Here is a 19,461-nt window from a genome sequence, read left to right on the forward strand (position 1 = left end):
TCAGTTTTTAAAGTCGCTCTCACAAAACTATCAAGTTTTCAAAAAACTTCTACGAAGCAAATTTGAAAATGAATATATCATTGTATCTATTTATAATCCGTCAAATTTGTTAAAATTTTTTACTTTTATTTTGTTATTATTTTATAATAACAGATTTTTCTTGCTTTTCTATTACTCTTCCTACTATAGCACTTTTTATTTCTAATGTATTCAATTTTTCTAAAAGTTCAGTCGCATCTTTTTCAGGAACACTTATTAATAATCCACCTGAAGTTTGTGGGTCATACATTATTTCCTCCAATGCAAAATCTTTCACTTCGTATTTCACATTAGGTTCAACATGCGTTCTATTCAACTGGCCACCTGCCGTAATAATAAATTCGCTAGCACATTTATATGCTTCTTCTATATAGGGTATATTTTTTGAAAATACTTCTGCTGAATGTTTATTATCTAACATCTCTACTAGGTGACCTAAAAAACCAAATCCTGTTATGTCTGTACAACTATTAACATTATAATTCTTCATGATCTCCGCAGCATATTTATTCAAAGTAGTCATTTGTTTTATACATTGACTAAACGCTTCTTCTGAACATTCTTTTATCATATGTGCAGTATTAATAATACTAACACCAAGTGGTTTAGTTACAATAAGTACATCACCCACTTTACAACTATTGTTTTGTAAAATCTTATCAGGATGTACTATCCCCGTAACAGAAAGACCATATTTAGGTGTAGCATCATGAATTGAATGTCCACCTGCAAGAACACCCCCGGCTTCATGAACCTTTTCTGCTCCACCTTTTAGTATTTGATGAAGAATTTCTAAATCCATATTTTCTGGAAAAGCAACAATATTTAGTGCCGATATAACTTCTCCACCCATAGCATATACATCACTTAAGGCATTTGTTGCAGCAATTTGTCCATAGAGGTATGGATCGTTTATCATAGTTGTAAAGAAGTCTAATGTTTGGATTATTGCTTTATCATCTGAAATTTTATATACTGCGGCATCATCTGATGATTCATATCCTACTATTAAATTTTTATCTTCTTTTTTTGGAAGATCGCTCAAAATATCTGATAAAGCCCCCGGCCCTATTTTTGAGTTTCAACCTCCACAAACTATCATATTTAATTTTTTTTCTGACATAAATACCCTCCTGCTCTGTTATATATAATATAATTATACTATTTTAACAACTTTTTTAAAAGCCTTATCTATTTATTAATTTATATATATGAAAAAAAGTTAGCATAAATCCATATATGCTAACTTTTTTATTAAAATTTACTTATTAATGTCTTTTCCCATCTAAATAAACTGACGGAATTGGTTTTTTCCCTTGAAATGCTCCACTGTGATTTTGGTGCTGAACTATAGAAACTCTATTCCCTACTATTGTTACCCCTACTCCAACTTCCGTCGCACTTGGATCTAACAATGTATTTCTATGTCCATATGGAAAAGCAGTTGTAACATTGTTAATTTCAAAATACAATGCATCTATTAATCTTTGTGCAACTTGATCAGGAGTTCCACTATTAGTATTAACTGCTACGTTATATAAAATATGTTGTGCTCCTGGATACCCTGCTCTTGCAGCTGCTGCTTTCTCTAATGATCCACCTTTCCCATGAACACTAGCAGTTAATGGACTTTTAATAACAGTATTTGCTCTAGCTTTAGTCGAAGCATTTAAAGCAGCATTTTCACGTAATGGTGTTAATTTATTTGCAATACGAAGTTGATTAACTTTATTTAAAAATGCTTGTCTTATTTGCTCTTCTCTTGTTCCAGTCAGCGGTTTTGTTATTGTTGATTTTTGAACTTTTGTTGACACCTGCTGCGTTGTCGCTACTTTTTTAGATTCAGTTGTCGTCTCTAATCTTTGTACACCAGCTGATGCTACCTTATTATCCATAATAGTTGGTGCTTTAGTTGATCGTGTTATCATTGCAGGAACTTTAAGAAATGTCGTTCTTCCTACTGGAGTTTCTGCTGGTTTTACTACAGGAGTTGGTTTAACTTCTGCTTTAACCTCAGATTTTTTCTCTACTTGCACTGTAGTTTCCTTTTTATCACTTTGTACTTGTTCTTTTGACTCAGTAGATGTAGCCTTTTTCTCTTCTGTTGGTGCTTGTTTTGGTTTTGGTGTTTCTTGTTTTTGAGTTTCTTTAACACCATTTTCTTTAGATTTTTCTTTTTGTAGCTCTTTTACTTCAGGAGTTGCTACCTCATAAGTAACTGTAATATTAAATTTATGTCCACCAACCATACTAGTTTCTTTTACAGTTTCCTTTTTCACGGCTGTATGTGGTAACTTTTTCGTAGGAATTTCTGCTTTAATATTTAGCTCATACTCTACTACTTCACCAGCTTTAACAATATCTTTTTTTATTATAAATTCTGATTTATTATCTACTGTCACCCTTGCTACAACATTTGCCACCTCTTTATCTGCAACAAGTTTAGCATAATAATGACCATTTTTTTCATAAACACTAGCTTTAACATTTTTTACATTAATGTCTACTGCAGGATTCTTAACCTCTACTGCGTTGGTTGGAATAGCACCTACTCCAGTTAATAACACTAGTCCGGTCAATACTTTTCCAGTTACTTTCAAACTACTCTTTTTCATTCTGTATTCTCCTTATTTTTATTTTCGAAATTATTGTCCTCTTAATTATAAATATAGTTTGAATATAATTCAATAGTAGTCACTACTTTGTAATAAAAATTAAATTTTGTAATAAATCTGAAATATAATTCTATATACTTTTTACCATTATAAGATAAAATTAACTACACTTATCCACTCCCAAAAAACAATTTTACCCTTTAAAATTATAAATTCATTTTTTAAGTTCAATTTTAATTATATTTAAGGTTCAATGCTTATAATATAGTCATAACTAGTAGATAGTTATAAACTTCATAAACTTTCATTTTCTATAAAAGGCCGAGACGAAATATTCTCGGCTCTTTTTTTATTTTTAAATATCAAATTTCACATTTGTTTCAAATGCATAAATTTTTTATTATTTTTAATTTTTTTATTTAGTACTTAAATTATTATTTACTAATGACAACTCTTCAATTTTTTACATTTCAGAAGTCTAATCCATTGCTTCCATCATTTTTTTTGAAATCATCACAACTTCTGTAGTCAAATCTTTTGAACCAAAACTCTTATCAATACACTTTTCCCAATATTTTAAATGTTTTCTATCAACCTCATGTTCTGAAGTCTCAACATCTTGTCCATTCTCTCCTTGAACTGAATACCAATATAAATACTCATGTCCATCTAGCACTTCTCTAAAAATAGTTTCTACATACATTTTTTCTCTATCTAGCGTTAATAAAACGTCCTTCATATTATTATTTAAGAATTCAAGCCATTCATCCACCATTTCACTCATACCGTCTTTTACTCTAAACCTTGTTAGTTCAACTATCATCTTTTTTCCTCCAATTCTTTATAAATATCTTTTTCTAATATTCTACTTTGTTTTATTTCTATATTACTGTCTCCATCTATTACAACTATGTTTAATTTCCCATCATATACACAACCACCATCAATATTAATTCTATTTTCTTTTATATCATAATGCGGAACTTCTTTGACAGGTGTATGACCATGAAAAATTTTCTTGCTATATTTTTTTGTACTACTTAAATATGGTTCTCTTATCCAAATCATATCTCTATGTGTTTGATTCCAAAAATTTTTTTCAAAATCTACACCAGCATGAACAAAATAAAAATCCTGACTTTCATACCTAGTCTGTAATTTTTTTACCCACATTCTTATTTCTTTATATTCCTTTGCCATTTTTTTGAAATAATAACGTCTAGTTTCTTCTGTTGCATCTGGATAAAAAGATTTAAGCGTTGTTAGCCCTCCATTTCTAAAATAATGATTTTGTCTGCGATTATCATATTCATTGTACAATGCTTCTTTCATTGCCAGATTAAACATGTCTTCATGATTCCCCAAAAGAACAACATGCCCGCTATAATTTTTTTGTAGATTATAAAAATACTCCCACACCAATTTAGTATTCTTCCCTCTATCACACATATCTCCAAGACATATAAGTTTATCTTCGCTAGGATTAAACTTCACTTCTTCAAGTAATTTCTTCATTGTATAAAAACTTCCATGGATATCTGAAATAACTATTTTCCTCATCTAAACACCTGCTTATTTTTTAATTATATAAATTTTCTTCTTGGGAGTGACTCAAAAATCGTGATTTCGTAGAAATCGATTTTATCAAGTCGCTCCCGCATAGTTTATTAGATTTCGAAAAAGCTTCTGCTAAGCATACCTCGAAATCAATAAACCACTGCGCCTTATTATATTTTCAATAAATTTCTTGAAATTTTAGACTTTTGGGTCAGCACTTTCCTTCTCATTTATATCTTTTTGATACCAAACCACATCATACCAACGACTGAACTTATATCCTACTTTTTCAAAATGGGCTACTTTTCTAAAACCATGTTTTTCATGAAAAGAAACACTTCCTTCATCTGGATATGCTATACATGATGCTAAACGACATATTCCTCTTTCGTACAATCTTTTCTCCAATTCGTTGTAAAGGATATCTCCTATTCCTCGTCCTCGTTTATTTTCATCCAAATAAATTGTAATTTCCGCAGTCCATGAATATGCTATTTTAGAGTAAAATTCTCCTGCATATGCATAACCCAAAATTTTATTATCTTCTATGGCTACTAGAAATGGATATTTTTGTAAAGTTTTACTAATCTTCTCTTCAAACTCCATAACGTTTGGAGTTTCGTAATCAAAAGTTATCGCCGTAGTTTCTACATATGGTCGATAAATTTCAACTATTTTTCCTGCATCTTCTAAATTTACATCTCTTATTTCTATCATAATTTTACCTATCTTATACTTTCTTTTAAAAACTCATTAATATATTTTTGAGTTTCCTCCTGTTGCCTTGTATTAAATCCATGACCTGCTCCTAAAATTTCCTTTAATGTTGCATTAGAGAAAGTTTCAATAGCTCTTCTTGAGTAAGAAATTGGAGCTATATTATCATTTGTTCCATGAACGATAAGAACCTTTCCTTTGTAATCTTTCATATCTTTAAAGATATCATAGTCTAAAGATTTTTCAAAATACACTCGTCCTACATTGTTTCCCCTATGGTTATACACTTCTGGAATTTCCGCCACTGATTTAAATACATCACGTGCATCATCAAAAAGTACAAAGGCTGGAAAAACAAGTATTAAACCCTTGATTTCATCTTTTAATTTTGCTCCTTCCATAGTAGAAACTACACCACCCTGACTTTGACCTAATAAAAATATATTATTTTTATCTACAAAAATTTGTTCTTGTAAATTTTTTACAACAACATCCAAATCATCCATTTCCGTAAAGACAGACATAGCTAGAGTATTATTTCCACTTCTACTATTTCTATTACCACCCATAAAATCAAATGAATAAACAACGTATCCTTCCTTAGCTAAATTTTGAGCGTAATAATCACCACGTTCTGCAAGCCCTCCAAATCCATGAGAAATAATTATGGTTGGCAATTTATTTTCTTTATAATTTTTAGGAGCTGTTATGTATCCATAAATTCTTCTTCCATTACCTTCTGAATACAATTCTTCTTTTACAATATTACCAATATCAAGACTGCTCGTATCAGTCGAACTACTTTCTATCAAATCATTATTTTGTGATAAAGTTTGTTCTGTTTTACCTTTATTTAATACTCCCGTTATTGACAAAGCACTTACTCCTAAGACTAAGATGCTACTACCTAAAATCAATGCCAATCCTTTTTTATTCATTTAAATCTCCTACAAATTTTCCTTTTTTATTTTTTCCAACAATGCTATACACCCTTTGATAACATCATTATAAGTTTTTTCAAAATCCCTAGTATACCAAGGATCATCAATAATTCTATTCTCTCCTGCATACTCAAGAAGTTTTTTTATTTCTCCCGACTTCCTATTGTTCACAAAATTTTTGATATTTTCAATATTACTATTATCCATTCCTACTATGTAATCAAAAGTTAAGTCATTATCATTTAGTACTCGCGAATACATTCCTTCTACATCTATTCCAACTTTCGCTAGTTGTTTTCTCGTCCCAGAATGAACTGGATTCCCATGTTCCCAAGAACTTGTTGCTGCAGAATCGATTAATATTTTATCAGACAAACCTTCTTGTTCTACCATATTACGAAATACTGCTTCTGCCATTGGAGAACGACAAATATTTCCTAAACATACAAATAATACTTTTACCATTTTTCCACCTCTCTTACTTATCTTAAAATTATACCACAGCTTATTTATAGTTGGAAATATTAAAAATTAAAAGATTGGTTCTAACTTTGTTTATTACACAAAACTAAATTCCTTAGTAATTAATTAATCTTACTATAATTATTTAGATTTTATTTTTATTTTATTAACTATCATGATATAATATAGTTGACTTTATATTGAAGGAGAATTTTATGGAAAATAACTTAGTATGTTTTAAACGCACTCCTAATTGGACTGCTCTTTCTCTACCAAAAGAGTTTAGAGAAAAATATAGTACTAAGACAGGAGTTTGGTCTAAATTAATAATATTAAAGGGAAAATTAAAAATTGTCTTTCTTACTGAAACTGGAGAATCTATTAAAGATCATACTTTTAGTAAAAAAGATAATGAATTCTTTATTCAACCAAATAGTTTTTTTAGAATTATTCCCCTGACTACGGATTTAAACTTTTTCTTTGAATTTTATTGCGAGGTTAAAGATTATTTTTCTAATAAATATGATTTAAATCCTGCTCATCCTGAAATAGTTAAGGCGATGAATTTTATTTCTCCATGTAAGACTCTAGATCTTGGAGCTGGTCAAGGAAAAAATGCTCTTTATTTATCTACACTCGGTTTTAATGTTACAGCAGTTGATAACAATGCACAGTTTTTGCAATATTTAGCAAATATCTCGCTTGAAGAAAAATTAAATCTTAGTGTGTTTAAACATGATATTAATGAAGCAAATATTCGCAATACCTATGATTTCATTTTTTCAACAGATGTATTTATGTTTTTGAATCCAACTCGTATTACAAGTATTATTCACAATATACAAGAGCAAACAAATATTGGTGGTTATAATCTGATTGTAAGTGCTATGTCAATGCCTAATGATAAATTATCACAAATTCCATTTCCATTTACCTTTATTGAAAATGAACTGAAAAATTATTATAAAGGTTGGGATGTTGTAATATATAAAGAAGAACTAGACTCATTGAGCAAAGTAGATGATAATGAAAAATATACACCTCGTTTCGTCACACTACTAGCTAAAAAAATATAACTCCAAACTAAAAAAATATTAATCTAATTTTCAATCTATAAAATAAAAATGCATAGAGCAAAACATAATATGTTTTACACTCTTATGCATTTTTATTTTTTATTTATTTAAATACGCAATGCAATTTTTTGATAACAGTAGATAATATAGCCAAATAATTGCGTCTTTTATTTTTCTTCTTATGCTACTTTTAATTTAAATTGTCTTCTTACATATAAGGCAAGTAGTACACCTAATAAAGTAATACCGGCATTAAACAATACGATATTTACTGGTCCATTAGCTGGACTAGCTTTTGTGATATATCCTGCAATTTCTAAAATCACATAATTAGCAACACTTGATGCTATCATAACAATAGACGTAATTTTCCCTTTATTAGTTGGGAATAACTCATTAGCAGTCGAAACCGCAAGTTGAAGAACTCCTCCTGCTCCAGCATATCCAATAACAAATCCTGCAATCAAACAAATTGATGGTGTTTTAATAAAATAAGTTAATACTAACATTACAAATGAAATTGTTGGATAAAGAACCAGTACATCAACGGGTTTTAATTTTTTTAGAACTACTAATGCAGTGAATAATACTGCACAAATTGTTCCTGCTGCATACATTGTTTGTATCATACGTGGATTTTCCAGACCATACATTTTTCCTAATTCTTGGTTACAGTTTAACCATAATTGGAAAGTTGCTGTACAAGTTAATCCAATCAGAATTAAAGAAATAGCTGTTGCATCAAATTTCATTTTTGTCTCTTGTGCTTTTGTTGCTGAAACATCTGCATTTAATTTAGGGAATTTTAAGAAAATAATTAATAATCCATCAAGTGCAATTAAAATTCCTGCTAAATAAAACAATGTTGTATAAGGAAGATTCATTCCTGAAACTATACCTATGCAAAATGGTAAGACAAGTTGCCCAATAGAAATTGAGAATTTTGTAAACATGTTAGCAACTGCACCTTTTTCTTTGAAAATCTCTAAACATGAAGGTGTTACACAAGTATCTAAAAATGAGTTAGCAATACCACCCATAATGGCAAAACCATATGCCACCCACATAGATCCTGAGCTAGCTACTCCAACAAAATACAAAACATAAAACGCTATACCAATAAGTCCTGATGTTTTACGTCCAAATTTGTCCGATATTGCTCCAGAAAATGGTAACGAAATAAGTCTTCCTAGACCAAGTGCAGCACTAACACGAATAACTAAGCCTAAATTCGTTTCACCCCATGCTGCTACTAAATCACTTTTATATTGTGCTAGTATTGATACCCCAATACCATGAATAAAATACGTAAAATACAACGCTAAAGCTGTAAGTATAAATGGATTTTTTGCTTTTTGTACCATATTTTTTCTCCTAACCTAATTTTAATATTTCTAAAATTTTTCTGAGTTCTGCTACTGGAACTTGACCAGGTGCTGAAGATTTTTTGGCAGCTCCAAATGTTGCTGTTGAACCAAATACTTCCCCTGATACACGACTAATCATCCCTAACGCTCCCATTGACATAGTAATCAATGGTTTATTTATTTTCTCTTTTGCTATTCTTGTAGCATCTAATAAAGTCAACACATCTTCATTACTATTTGGCATTACAGCTATTTTACAAATATCTGCACCTTTTTCTTCCATCAACATCAAGCGTCTTATTATTTCATCACGTCCTGGTGTTGCATCAAAGTCATGGTTACACATAACAATTTTCACATTTCTTTTGTGTGCAGCTTTTACTAATTTAGAAACAGCATCTGCATCCATAAATAATTCAACATCTAATAAATCTACATCACCATTTTCTATAATTTCATGATAAATTTCAAAATACTTATCATCTTCTAATTCTAGAACTCCACCTTCTTTTTTTGTTCTAAATGTCACTAAAAGTGGTCTTTTGATTATCTCTTTTATTTTTTTTGAAACTCTGGAAACTTCTCCTAGTCTCTCTACCTTATTAAAAAAATCTATTCTCCATTCTACCAAATCATAGTCTATTTCTTTAATATCATTTGCAATTTCTAATATTTCGTTTTCATCTACTCCAACAATAGGAACTATTATTTTAGGACGCCCTTCTCCAAAAACAACATTATCTACTACTAGCTTTGCCATAAAATTTCTCCTTATGTTTTTCCTTATATTAAGAAAAATCTTAATATTACTCTTATTTGCTATATGCTTAAAACTAATTTAAATTACTATTTTCCCCATATTAAATCATAAAACATAGAAGAAAAGCTTTTATTTCATTTCTAAAGTACTAACCAAAAAACTTTTCTTCTCATTTCTAATTATTACTCTTCATCAAACAATACACTTTTAACATGGTCTACTGGCATATCTTCTCCAGTAAACAACTTAAATGCTTCTGCTCCTTGATAAATCATCATGCCTAATCCATTAATTGCTTTTTTCGCTCCATGTGCTTTAGCAAATTTTAATAGTTCTGTTTCTCTTGGAGCATAAACCACATCAAATACAACTAAGTCTGGACGAATAACCTCAGGATCGTTAATTAATTTTTCTTTTTCTAAAGGCTTCATACCTACTCCTGTTGCGTCAATATAAATGCTACTTTCTGCAATAGATTTTTTGAACGCATCTTGATTTTCTAAATCAGTTAATGTAGCAATACAATCTGTATTTTCATTAATTTTTTTGACTGTCTGCTCTCCATTTTTATAAGCTGCATCATTTATATTGAAAATACGAATTTCTTTTGCACCATCCAATGCAGCCTGAATAGCAATAGCTGTTCCAGCACCACCACAACCTGTTAATGTAATAACTTGTCCTTTAATATCCACACCTTCTTCTGCTAAAGCACGAACAGCCCCAGTTCCATCAGTAACATGTCCTACTAAATGTCCTTTCCCATCTTTGTTTACTACAGTGTTAACTGCACCTACTAATCTTGCTGCTGGAGAAAGTTCATCCAATAATGGTAAGATAGCTTGTTTATTTGGCATTGATACGTTAGAACCACGGATACCTAAAGCACGAATTCCTTGAACAGCATCTGCTAATTCTTCATTTCCTACTTCAAATGCTAAGTATGCATAGTCTAACCCAAGTTTTTTGAAACTTTCATTATGCATTGTTGGAGACATGCTGTGTCTAATTGGTGTAGCTATTAAGCTAATTAATAATGTATGTCCTGTTAAACGTTCTGTAATTTTTGTCATTTTTCCTTACCTCTTTCTTTTTATCTTAATTATTTTTTAATGGTTTTAATACTTTATTATAACGATACAATACTACTAATAATAAAATTGCTCCTATAAACCCTAAGACCATATTATACGCAAATACAGATTTTATTGATTTTTCTGCAATTAATCCTGTTAAATATGGTGTTACCATCAATGAAATAGATGTAGATAGTGAGTACATTCCGGTGAACTTTCCTTTTTTCTCTGGGAAAAAGTTTAATAGAAGCGATACTCCTAATTGCCATATTCCTCCCGCTGCGAAAAATCCAACCACTAAACTAACTATAGTTATAGAAGTTAGAGATGTATTTACTAACATATTAATTTGAGAAAGTGCTGTGATTATACAACAAAACGCTATATACGCTGGCACATTTAGCCCTTTTTTCACCATAAATGATGTTACAAATACCGAAACTATTGAACACACACTATAAATGGTTACGAATGTCAAACTTTGAGTTTTTCCAATATTTATAGTTTGTTGAGCAAATGTTGGTATCCATATAATAAAAATATTAAATAACGAAGCTGATATGAATGAAAAAGCTAGTAATGCCGCTCCCTCAATACCTATTTTAGATTTTAATTTTGGAAGTTCTACCTTTTTTTCTTCCTCTTTATACATTGGCGGAAACTTCATTCTGGAAATTACCACAAAATTAAATATTATAAATATAGAAATAATTATAAACGGCCATCCAAAATATAAATCTCTTAGTAAAACGAATTGTGTCATCAATGGTAGTATGAATTGTCCACCTGAGATACCCGCTTTAACAAAGACGTTAAATGTGCTACTTTCTTCTTTATATGCATCTGATATAGCTGGGTAGGTTGCTGTATCTAAAAATGCATTTCCTATTCCTGCTATCATCGTTAAGATAAATGCAGCTATATAACTTGGAAATAGTAACAATCCTATGTAAAAAATCAAATAACAAGTTAAACCTATGTAAATTCCTTTTTTCCTACCATATTTATCTGAAAAATATCCTGCATAATTTATACTAATAATTCTACCTACACCCAATGCACTTATTACTAAAGCAACTTTACTAGCTTCAACTCCCCAAAACTCTTCAAATGTTGACATATTTTGAGAAATTATTATTTGATCCATTCCTTGGAAAATATAATTTATTAGTAAAAAAACAATAAGTGGAAGATAGTTTCTATTTTTATTCTCCATACACTATTCTCCATAAATTTTTTAACTACATTATAGATAGATAAGTGTTGTTCTAATTTTATTAGCTTATTACCACTTATCCATCTCGTACAAACATGACCTATTTTTCACTTATTCTTTTTAGGTATGCTTCGTGTTCTTTTATTGCAAACTCACGACGTCCACCAGGTTTTGGCGTTTGATCACCCATCATAATTCCAAATCCACCTTCAACTCTTAACTCATGTCCATTTGTATAATTAGAACGATCACTCGCTAAATAAAGAACAGCATTTGCAATATCAAAAGTGTTACCAATACGTTTGTTGGCTGTCAATGCTTTTCTTCCTTGTTCTACTTTTGGATCTGCATAAAACGACTCTGATAGTGGCGTTTTAACAAAACATGGCTGAATACAATTACTACGAACTCCAAACACTCCCCACTCTGCTGCAATTTGCCTTGATAACATGTTTACTCCTGCTTTACTTGGACTGTATGCTGCACTATAAGTTTCTGGAAATACTGACGCTATTGTAGAAATATGGACCATATTTCCATATTTTTGTTCAATCATAACACGTCCAAAACGTTGCGATACTAAGAAATATCCAGTTAAATTAACATCAATAGTTTGTCTCCATTCATCTAACGGAAGATCTTCTAATGGACATGCTCTAAGCATTGCCGCTGTATTTACTAAAATATCCACTCTACCAAATTTTTCTTTTACAGCTTTCACCGCCTTATCTACCGTTTCTTCTTTAGTAGTATTTACTGCTAAACTTAATGTTTCTACACTATAAGTGTCTTCCAAATATTTTGCATATTCGTCAGCTTTATCTTTAAACAGGTCTAATAGTACGATTTTAGCATTTTGTTTTGCCAATTCTTCGCAAATAGTTCTGCCCATGCCTCCTACTGCACCAGTTACAACTGCTACTTTACCTTCTAATCCTAACCATTTATCCATTTATATTTCCCCTTTGCTTATTTTTATTTATTTTCTGGAAGTTGTTCTTTCCACGCCTCTTTTAATACTTTTGCGGTATGTTCAAAATTGTATTTAGATGCTTCTTCTAATCCTTTTGCTAAAATATTATCTGAAATCACCTCTACTCCTATTACTTTTGGCGTGATACCTGATTCTTTGATCATTTTAACAAAACCTACCGTATCTTTAGCACCAGTTCCTGGTGCTAATCTATCATGCATACTCTCATCACGTAAAATTGATTTCGCATAAGGACGCTCATACGCATCATTTATTTGAATAGAAATTACTTTTTCCGCTTCTTCTTTTGTTAACGTTCTATATTCTTGATCTGCTCTTACCCAATGCCAAGAGTCTAAAATAATAGCCGCATTCTCCGCGCCAGATTCTTTTACTACCGCATATGCTTTGTCAAAATTAGGTATACCACTGTATGGCATTGGTTCTACACCTATTACGTATGGATATGATCTATGACAAAGTTCTTTTAATTTTCGTGCTGTATGTTCTACAGAATAATTTTCCATTAATCCGACGTTAATATGATTTACTCCAAATAATTTACACATATGAAAACACATTTGTTCTTTATATTTTTGTTCATATGAACGATGATTTTCTGCCCACTGTACTATATATTCAACCTCTGTTACTTTTATATCATATTTTTTTAAAATATTTAAAATATCCTCATCATGTAACCCTTCTGCTAAAGCATCAACATAAGTTTCTGCTCTTAAACCTATCCCTTCAAAACCAGCATCTTTTGCTGCTTTTACACGATCTTCAAACTTACATACATCTCCTAGTGTCCATGAACTTATTGTTATTGGTGATTGTTTACTCATTTTTATATCCCCCTTGAGCATAATTTTATTATTTGTATAATTATTTTTTATTTTTTTTATAAATTTAGTGAATTTTTATTTAATTAATGATAAAATATATTTATTAATTTTTTAAAGGAGTTTTATATGAATATATCTCAACTTGAAGCTTTTGTTCTTTTAGCAGAAACTGAACATATGACTCAGACTGCTAAAAAACTAAAAACTTCACAACCAAATCTTAGTTACACCATATCAGAACTTGAAAAAGAACTTGGTGTTCCACTTTTTAAAAAATCTGGCCGTAATATAAAATTAACGAAATACGGTCATATATTTTATGAACACGCCTCTAGTGCTTTAACAAAATTAAAGCAAGCCACAACTATAATTCAAGAAGAAGTCAATCCTAATTCTGGAACAATAAACTTTGGTTTCATCTATACCATAGGTTCTGAAATAGCCCCTATGCTTACTAGAACATTCTTAGAAAAAGAGGAAAATAAAAATATTAAATTCTCTTTTTCACAAGGAAACTCTTTCCAACTTCTTCAAAAACTTAATGATGAAGATATTGATATTGCTATTACATCTTTTGTAAAAGATGCAGACAATGTCAATTTCGAAAAACTACTACAACAAAATATTTATTTAGTAGTTCCTAAAAATCATCCACTTGCCGAAAAAGACGGCGTTTATTTGAAAGAAACTGCTAATTATCCTTATGTTTATTTTGATAAAAACAGCGGTTTACGTCCTTATCTTGATAATCTAATGCGTACTCTAGATTTCAGCCCAAATATCACTATTGAGGCCAATGAAGATCATACACTTTTAGGTTTTGTTTCTCAAAATCATGGAATTACTATTATGCCTAAAATAAGAAGTTTGAATTCTTATCCAGTAAAAGTTTTAGAAATTCTTGATAAACATGAACCTAGATGGCTTTATCTTGCAACTAGGAGTGATGGTTTTACTACTCCTACTGTACTTCGATTTAAAAATTTCTGTACAGATTATTTTAATAAATAATTTTATTTTTGTTAGGAGTGGATAAATATCCACATCCTAACTTTTTATATTTGCTATTTAATTATATTTTTTCTCAATTGATTCCGCTGCAAGTTTTCCTGAAGTTAATGCCCATGCATTATTTGCTCCAGATGGTGAGTCAGTTCCCATAACTCCACCTACTACTTCCCCAGCAGCATATAGACCATTAATTGTATTTCCTTTTTTATTAACAACTTCTAAGTTTTCATTAACCACTAATCCACCCATAGTTGTTGCAAATCTCGGTTTTTGTTCAACTAAGTAATACGGTCCGCTTCCTACTTCTTTCTGTAAGAATCTGTTTTCACGATTGAAGTCTTCATCAACACCAGCTTTAACAAAACCATTAAATCTTTCTACTGTATTCTTAAGACTATTTTCTTCCATATTAGCAACCTTAGCTAATTCTTCTAGAGTTTGTGCATGGAAGAAATGTGGTGTTTTTTCTCCATTATTTTCTAGCCAACGATCAATATCTTGACCAGAAATACCACCTTCTGCTACTGCTTCTCTAAATATATCAAAATGTTCTTTATCTAAAAGAATATACAAAGTCTGATCTTCTTCTTTCATCAGCACATCTAATATATCATGATTACTTGCTCTTTCATTTACTACACGACGACCTGATTTATTTACTAACAGTCCATTTTCACGAAGAACTGCAATATTTCCACCTATAGTTGATTTCGCATAACCATTCGAAACCTCAATACCGTTTGGATATATTTTTCCGTACTCCATCATACGAGTAGCTGCATCTACACCCTCTTTAGTGGCCATCACAAGACCTTCTCCATTAGAAGATTTAGTTCCATAAAACAATACTTTTCCTAATTCTTTACTCAATAATTGTTTATTATTACCATAACCACCAGTTGTAAGTATTACTGATTTTGCACGAATAATATGTTTTCTACCAGTCTCTTCACGAGCAACTAATCCAACCACATTTCCATCTTCATCTTGCAACAATTCTTTAGCTTTAGTTTGCATTAAAACTTTAACATTACTATTAGTAATTTTCTCTCTTGCTGCTCCAGCAAATCCATGCCCACCATGGTTATACGCTAATTCTCTATCTTTTCTATACTCAGCAAGAACATGTAATCCTTCGTTTACATCATATTCTACACCTACATAATCAGTCAACCAATCTGTAGTTTCTCCAACATTATGAGCCAATAGATTTAATAACTCTGGAACATTTTTCCCATTTCCATTTTTCATAAAATCTTCATACATAAGTTCTGGAGTATCGTCTTCAACACCTAATTGTTTTTGAAGTTTAGAGCCCAAAACAACCTGGTTACCTCCACTAATAGATATTGCCCCACCAATGAAGGCTTGTTTTTCAATCAAAGTAACTCTTAATCCAAGTTCATCTGCGCGAAGCGCTGAAGAAATTCCTGCAGCACCTCCACCGACTATAACAACATCTGTCTCTTCTTCAACTACTTCTTTAATCCATTTTACAACTGGTTTTGGTCTTACAAATAATACTTCTGGGTCTGCACCCGCAAGTTTTACAGCTTCCGCAACCCCATCAATAAGCCCTTGACTTGAACTTGAAGCGCCTGAAATAGCATCTACATTAAGTGTTTGTCCCTCAATAATTTGTTTCGGTAATCTTTCAAATACCTGTTCTGATAATCCTTCCGATTCTTCACTATTATCAACTTCAATTTTTTCTATTCTATCCTTGGAAAAAGTAACTTTCATAGGAAGACTATTATTATGACCCTTAGCTTCTACATCATAACTTCCTTCCTTAAACTCTAACTTAACTTCTAAAAGGCGTTTGATTTTTTCATGTTTTTGTCTTTCTACTTCTGGATCTGAAACCATATATGACATAAAATCCCATAACGGCATTGGAATAATAAGTTCTTCTCTTAAGTTCTTATCAGCAAAGTCAGAAACTTTTTTTCCTTCTTTAATCGCACTTACCCAATGTGGTTCAATTAAAAATCCTTTACCTACCGCTAAGATATCATACCCTAACTTCAATGCTTCTTCTGCATCTTCTTTTTGCAAAATTCCTCCAACACCTACTACAGGGATTTCAGCTAATCTACTACTTCTTCTTGCCAAAAATTGTGTAATAAGTTCTTCTGGATCATCTGTATCTACTATTGAACTTCTTGTATAAATTCCCATCGAAAAATGAACATAATCTAAATCATATTCTGCAAGTTGATTTAGTAAATACATTGTATCTTCAAATCTAATTCCTGGAATTTCTAATTCTTCAGGTGAAAATCTATAGCCAATAACAAAATTTTCTTTTCCTGATTCCTTTACTACTTCTTTAATCGCTTTAACTATCTCGATAGCAAAACGTGAACGATTTTCTCTATTTCCACCCCATTTATCTTCTCTACGATTTGAATGTGGTGAGAAAAATTGTTGAACTAAGAATGTATTAGCACCATGAATTTCTACTCCATCAAATCCTGCTTTAATAGCACGTTTCGCCCCATCAGCAAACAATTGTATCATATTTAAAATTTGCTCTTCTGACATTTCTCTTGGGACAGGAGCATTTGGTCTAAGTGCAGGAACTGGACTTGGTGCAATTGGTTCTGCTCCACCATTATATTCAGGCCAAGCCATTCTTCCTGCATGATACAACTGAGCAAAAGCTTTAGAACCAGTCTCTTTTATCGCTGAAGCTAATTTAGTTAAACCAAAAATTTTATCATCATTATCAATTCCAATTGCACCTGGGAAACCTCTACCATCTTTTTCTACAAAACAACTTTCAACTACTATTGCACCAGCTTCACCAGATCTATGCTTGTAATAATTTATAATTTCTTCTGTTATGCCACCATCATAAAATGCCGATTGAGTTGTCATAGGTGCCATAAAAATTCTATTTTTTAAAGTTACACCAGATTTTAGCTTCAATTCATCAAAAATCTTTTTCACCATTACGACCTCCATTATTTATAGATATATTTTATTAATAATTTATTATTGATAAATTTATTATATATCTTCTGTGACAATTTGTAAAGCATTATCTAAAAGAAAAATCACCAAAAACCATTGATACATCTGTGTTAATCTGTAATATATTAATTATAAAACAATAAAATAATAATATTATCCTTGTTAAAGCACCTTTTTTCGATATTCAATAAATACTGTTTTATTTTTTCGAGAATAAAACTTTAATTTTCAAATTTTTAAAACTATAAATACATAAAAAAATAAGGTTACACATATGTATATGTAACCTTATAAAATTTTATGAAAACATTTGGCGGGAATGTGTGGGAATCGAACCCACCCAAGAGGCTCCTAACCCCTCATACTAGTTTTGAAGACTAGAGAGCACACCAGAACTCATCCACTCCCACAGACAGAGAATATTATACAACAAAAACAAAAAAAAAGCAATAGTATCTTTTTAGATACTGTATGCTAGATTAATTTTCCAGTAATTTCTTTTGATAATTTTTTATATCTTTAGCAAACAATATTTAATAAATCTGTTTTTATTGTAATATTTTCTACCTCTTACTCACTTAATTAAACCACTTAGTAGAAAACTATTAATTTTCTATACAAAATATAGTATCATATAATATAGAAGGAGTTAAAAAGGAGATTCCTATGAAAATTACTATTGAGATAGATCCTAATTTAGTTAATATTGAGCTCGTAATTAGAACTAGCGGATTAAATGATAACGTTCAAAACATTAAAGCTACTCTTGAAAAAAGTTTGGCTAAAACAGAAAAAATTATTTTTTATAAAAATAACGTTGAATTCTTTATTCCCCTGAAGGATATTATTTTCTTTGAAACAGACAGCAATAAAATCTACGCTCATTCAATTGATGATTTCTATGAAGTAAAATTCAAACTTTATGAACTTGAAAAGATTGTTCCATTTTACTTCTGCCGTGTTTCTAAATCTACAATAGTTAATTTAAGAGCAATTTACTCCTTAGAAAAATCCTTTTCCGGTTCTAGTACTGCTTCATTTTTTGATAGTTATAAAAAAATTCACATATCACGGCATTACTATAAAATTGTAAAGGAAAAATTAAAAGAGACGAGGTAATTATTATGAGAAGAATAAATTTTGTTGGAGTATTTTTTATAATACTGGCAATTTTTACAACATTTAACGAGTTAAATTACTTTCCTACAGGTACTGTATTTTTATCGTTAAGTACTATTGTTTTGGGATATTTCATTGTTAGGGGACTAATGAATTTTGATTCTTTTGGAGTGGTACTGCCTTCAGTGTTATTACTTATTATTTATAATAAACATTTTCATTTTCTAAATATTTCTACTGGAAAAATAATTTGGATTGCTATACTTTTTAGTATCGGGTTTTCTATACTTATTCCAAAAAAAATAAAATATAAACATCATAAAAAAAATAAATTTAGAAATTACACAAAAAAAAACGATACAAAAGATTACTCTAACATTTTATTTGGCGAGAATGTTAGATATGTAAACATCAATGAAACTGATTATTTTAATGTTACCACAACATTTGGCGAATCTAATATTTATTTCAATAAACCTAGCACTTACGCTATCAAAGATATTCAAATAAATATTACTGCAACATTTGGTGAAGTCAAGTTATTTATTCCCAAAGAATGGCGAGTAAAAAATGAGATTAGTACTATATTCGGAGAAGTTTCAATTCCTATATTTAGCGATAATACCAATAATGATGTAAAAATTTTTCTTACTGGAAATCTAACTTTTGGTAAAGTAACTATAATACATATATAATAAAAAACTT

The 19,461-nt window shown here is 30.5% G+C and carries 18 protein-coding genes and 1 tRNA gene; 4 read left to right on the forward strand and 15 right to left on the reverse strand.

The window, feature by feature from the left end; translation table 11 throughout:
- Positions 1–136: 136 nt before the first annotated feature.
- From selD to H612_RS0100915, 7 genes are all read right to left on the reverse strand, one after another.
- Positions 137–1,111: a selenide, water dikinase SelD gene (selD, locus tag H612_RS0100885; RefSeq protein WP_425402092.1), complete on the reverse strand. Its 975-nt coding sequence runs from the start codon at positions 1,109–1,111 to the stop codon at positions 137–139.
- Between the two features lie 196 nt (positions 1,112–1,307).
- Positions 1,308–2,654: a CAP domain-containing protein gene (locus H612_RS0100890; protein WP_027129753.1), complete on the reverse strand. Its 1,347-nt coding sequence runs from the start codon at positions 2,652–2,654 to the stop codon at positions 1,308–1,310.
- Positions 2,655–3,132: 478 nt separating this feature from the next.
- Positions 3,133–3,477 (reverse strand): DUF6176 family protein, encoded by a 345-nt coding sequence (locus H612_RS0100895; protein ID WP_027129754.1) that lies wholly within the window; start codon positions 3,475–3,477, stop codon positions 3,133–3,135.
- The gene (locus tag H612_RS0100900) at positions 3,474–4,214 is read right to left on the reverse strand and encodes a metallophosphoesterase family protein (protein ID WP_027129755.1); all 741 of its coding nucleotides are present in this window, start codon (positions 4,212–4,214) and stop codon (positions 3,474–3,476) included. Before H612_RS0100900 ends, H612_RS0100895 begins: the two co-directional genes overlap by 4 nt.
- 195 nt (positions 4,215–4,409) lie before the next feature.
- Entirely contained in the window at positions 4,410–4,928 is a 519-nt protein-coding gene (locus H612_RS0100905) for a GNAT family N-acetyltransferase (protein ID WP_027129756.1), read from the reverse strand.
- 8 nt (positions 4,929–4,936) lie between these two features.
- Positions 4,937–5,866, reverse strand: coding sequence for an alpha/beta hydrolase family protein (locus tag H612_RS08890; RefSeq protein ID WP_051210080.1), 930 nt, complete (start codon positions 5,864–5,866; stop codon positions 4,937–4,939).
- Positions 5,867–5,875: 9 nt separating this feature from the next.
- A complete protein-coding gene (locus H612_RS0100915) occupies positions 5,876–6,334 on the reverse strand; it encodes a low molecular weight protein-tyrosine-phosphatase (protein ID WP_027129757.1) in 459 nt (152 codons plus the stop codon).
- A 212-nt stretch (positions 6,335–6,546) separates the two neighbouring features.
- Here H612_RS0100915 and tehB point away from each other — a divergent pair, with 212 nt between their 5' ends.
- Positions 6,547–7,407, forward strand: coding sequence for an SAM-dependent methyltransferase TehB (tehB, locus tag H612_RS0100920; protein ID WP_027129758.1), 861 nt, complete (start codon positions 6,547–6,549; stop codon positions 7,405–7,407).
- 179 nt (positions 7,408–7,586) lie between these two features.
- On the opposite strand, the gene H612_RS0100925 is transcribed toward tehB, so the two are convergent.
- The 6 genes from H612_RS0100925 to H612_RS0100950 all read right to left on the reverse strand — a co-directional run bounded on the left by H612_RS0100925 (position 7,587) and on the right by H612_RS0100950 (position 13,647).
- Positions 7,587–8,771, reverse strand: coding sequence for an MFS transporter (locus tag H612_RS0100925; RefSeq protein ID WP_027129759.1), 1,185 nt, complete (start codon positions 8,769–8,771; stop codon positions 7,587–7,589).
- A gap of 10 nt (positions 8,772–8,781) precedes the next feature.
- A complete protein-coding gene (gene aroD, locus H612_RS0100930) occupies positions 8,782–9,534 on the reverse strand; it encodes a type I 3-dehydroquinate dehydratase (RefSeq protein WP_027129760.1) in 753 nt (250 codons plus the stop codon).
- Positions 9,535–9,716: 182 nt separating this feature from the next.
- Positions 9,717–10,607 (reverse strand): shikimate dehydrogenase, encoded by an 891-nt coding sequence (locus H612_RS0100935; protein WP_211223578.1) that lies wholly within the window; start codon positions 10,605–10,607, stop codon positions 9,717–9,719.
- Positions 10,608–10,632: 25 nt separating this feature from the next.
- Positions 10,633–11,826, reverse strand: coding sequence for an MFS transporter (locus tag H612_RS0100940; RefSeq protein WP_027129762.1), 1,194 nt, complete (start codon positions 11,824–11,826; stop codon positions 10,633–10,635).
- Between the two features lie 100 nt (positions 11,827–11,926).
- A complete protein-coding gene (locus H612_RS0100945; protein ID WP_027129763.1) occupies positions 11,927–12,778 on the reverse strand; it encodes an SDR family NAD(P)-dependent oxidoreductase in 852 nt (283 codons plus the stop codon).
- Positions 12,779–12,801: 23 nt separating this feature from the next.
- Positions 12,802–13,647, reverse strand: coding sequence for a sugar phosphate isomerase/epimerase family protein (locus tag H612_RS0100950; RefSeq protein ID WP_027129764.1), 846 nt, complete (start codon positions 13,645–13,647; stop codon positions 12,802–12,804).
- Between the two features lie 126 nt (positions 13,648–13,773).
- Between H612_RS0100950 and H612_RS0100955 the strand changes: the two genes are divergently transcribed.
- Complete coding sequence (locus tag H612_RS0100955; RefSeq protein ID WP_027129765.1) at positions 13,774–14,658, forward strand: LysR family transcriptional regulator; 885 nt, start codon at positions 13,774–13,776, stop codon at positions 14,656–14,658.
- Between the two features lie 57 nt (positions 14,659–14,715).
- Here H612_RS0100955 and H612_RS0100960 read toward each other — a convergent pair whose 3' ends face one another.
- Positions 14,716–17,616 (reverse strand): NADH-dependent flavin oxidoreductase, encoded by a 2,901-nt coding sequence (locus H612_RS0100960; RefSeq protein WP_027129766.1) that lies wholly within the window; start codon positions 17,614–17,616, stop codon positions 14,716–14,718.
- Between the two features lie 332 nt (positions 17,617–17,948).
- Positions 17,949–18,045: transfer RNA gene (locus H612_RS0100965), tRNA-Sec, on the reverse strand.
- Positions 18,046–18,303: 258 nt separating this feature from the next.
- Between H612_RS0100965 and H612_RS0100970 the strand changes: the two genes are divergently transcribed.
- Positions 18,304–18,756, forward strand: coding sequence for a LytTR family DNA-binding domain-containing protein (locus tag H612_RS0100970; RefSeq protein WP_027129767.1), 453 nt, complete (start codon positions 18,304–18,306; stop codon positions 18,754–18,756).
- Between the two features lie 5 nt (positions 18,757–18,761).
- Positions 18,762–19,451 (forward strand): LiaF transmembrane domain-containing protein, encoded by a 690-nt coding sequence (locus H612_RS0100975; RefSeq protein ID WP_027129768.1) that lies wholly within the window; start codon positions 18,762–18,764, stop codon positions 19,449–19,451.
- Positions 19,452–19,461: the final 10 nt, after the last annotated feature.

The organism is Gemella cuniculi DSM 15828 (assembly GCF_000425665.1).
Classification (GTDB): domain Bacteria; phylum Bacillota; class Bacilli; order Staphylococcales; family Gemellaceae; genus Gemella; species Gemella cuniculi.

Bases quoted from the DNA above. Each gene is read 5' to 3' on its own strand.
- H612_RS0100890 (WP_027129753.1), bottom strand. From the start codon at position 2,654: ATGAAAAAGAGTAGTTTGAAAGTAACTGGAAAAGTATTGACCGGACTA.
- H612_RS0100895 (WP_027129754.1), bottom strand. From the start codon at position 3,477: ATGATAGTTGAACTAACAAGGTTTAGAGTAAAAGACGGTATGAGTGAA.
- H612_RS0100900 (WP_027129755.1), bottom strand. From the start codon at position 4,214: ATGAGGAAAATAGTTATTTCAGATATCCATGGAAGTTTTTATACAATG.
- H612_RS0100905 (WP_027129756.1), bottom strand. From the start codon at position 4,928: ATGATAGAAATAAGAGATGTAAATTTAGAAGATGCAGGAAAAATAGTT.
- H612_RS08890 (WP_051210080.1), bottom strand. From the start codon at position 5,866: ATGAATAAAAAAGGATTGGCATTGATTTTAGGTAGTAGCATCTTAGTC.
- H612_RS0100915 (WP_027129757.1), bottom strand. From the start codon at position 6,334: ATGGTAAAAGTATTATTTGTATGTTTAGGAAATATTTGTCGTTCTCCA.
- tehB (WP_027129758.1), top strand. From the start codon at position 6,547: ATGGAAAATAACTTAGTATGTTTTAAACGCACTCCTAATTGGACTGCT.
- H612_RS0100925 (WP_027129759.1), bottom strand. From the start codon at position 8,771: ATGGTACAAAAAGCAAAAAATCCATTTATACTTACAGCTTTAGCGTTG.
- aroD (WP_027129760.1), bottom strand. From the start codon at position 9,534: ATGGCAAAGCTAGTAGTAGATAATGTTGTTTTTGGAGAAGGGCGTCCT.
- H612_RS0100935 (WP_211223578.1), bottom strand. From the start codon at position 10,607: ATGACAAAAATTACAGAACGTTTAACAGGACATACATTATTAATTAGC.
- H612_RS0100940 (WP_027129762.1), bottom strand. From the start codon at position 11,826: ATGGAGAATAAAAATAGAAACTATCTTCCACTTATTGTTTTTTTACTA.
- H612_RS0100945 (WP_027129763.1), bottom strand. From the start codon at position 12,778: ATGGATAAATGGTTAGGATTAGAAGGTAAAGTAGCAGTTGTAACTGGT.
- H612_RS0100950 (WP_027129764.1), bottom strand. From the start codon at position 13,647: ATGAGTAAACAATCACCAATAACAATAAGTTCATGGACACTAGGAGAT.
- H612_RS0100955 (WP_027129765.1), top strand. From the start codon at position 13,774: ATGAATATATCTCAACTTGAAGCTTTTGTTCTTTTAGCAGAAACTGAA.
- H612_RS0100960 (WP_027129766.1), bottom strand. From the start codon at position 17,616: ATGGTGAAAAAGATTTTTGATGAATTGAAGCTAAAATCTGGTGTAACT.
- H612_RS0100970 (WP_027129767.1), top strand. From the start codon at position 18,304: ATGAAAATTACTATTGAGATAGATCCTAATTTAGTTAATATTGAGCTC.
- H612_RS0100975 (WP_027129768.1), top strand. From the start codon at position 18,762: ATGAGAAGAATAAATTTTGTTGGAGTATTTTTTATAATACTGGCAATT.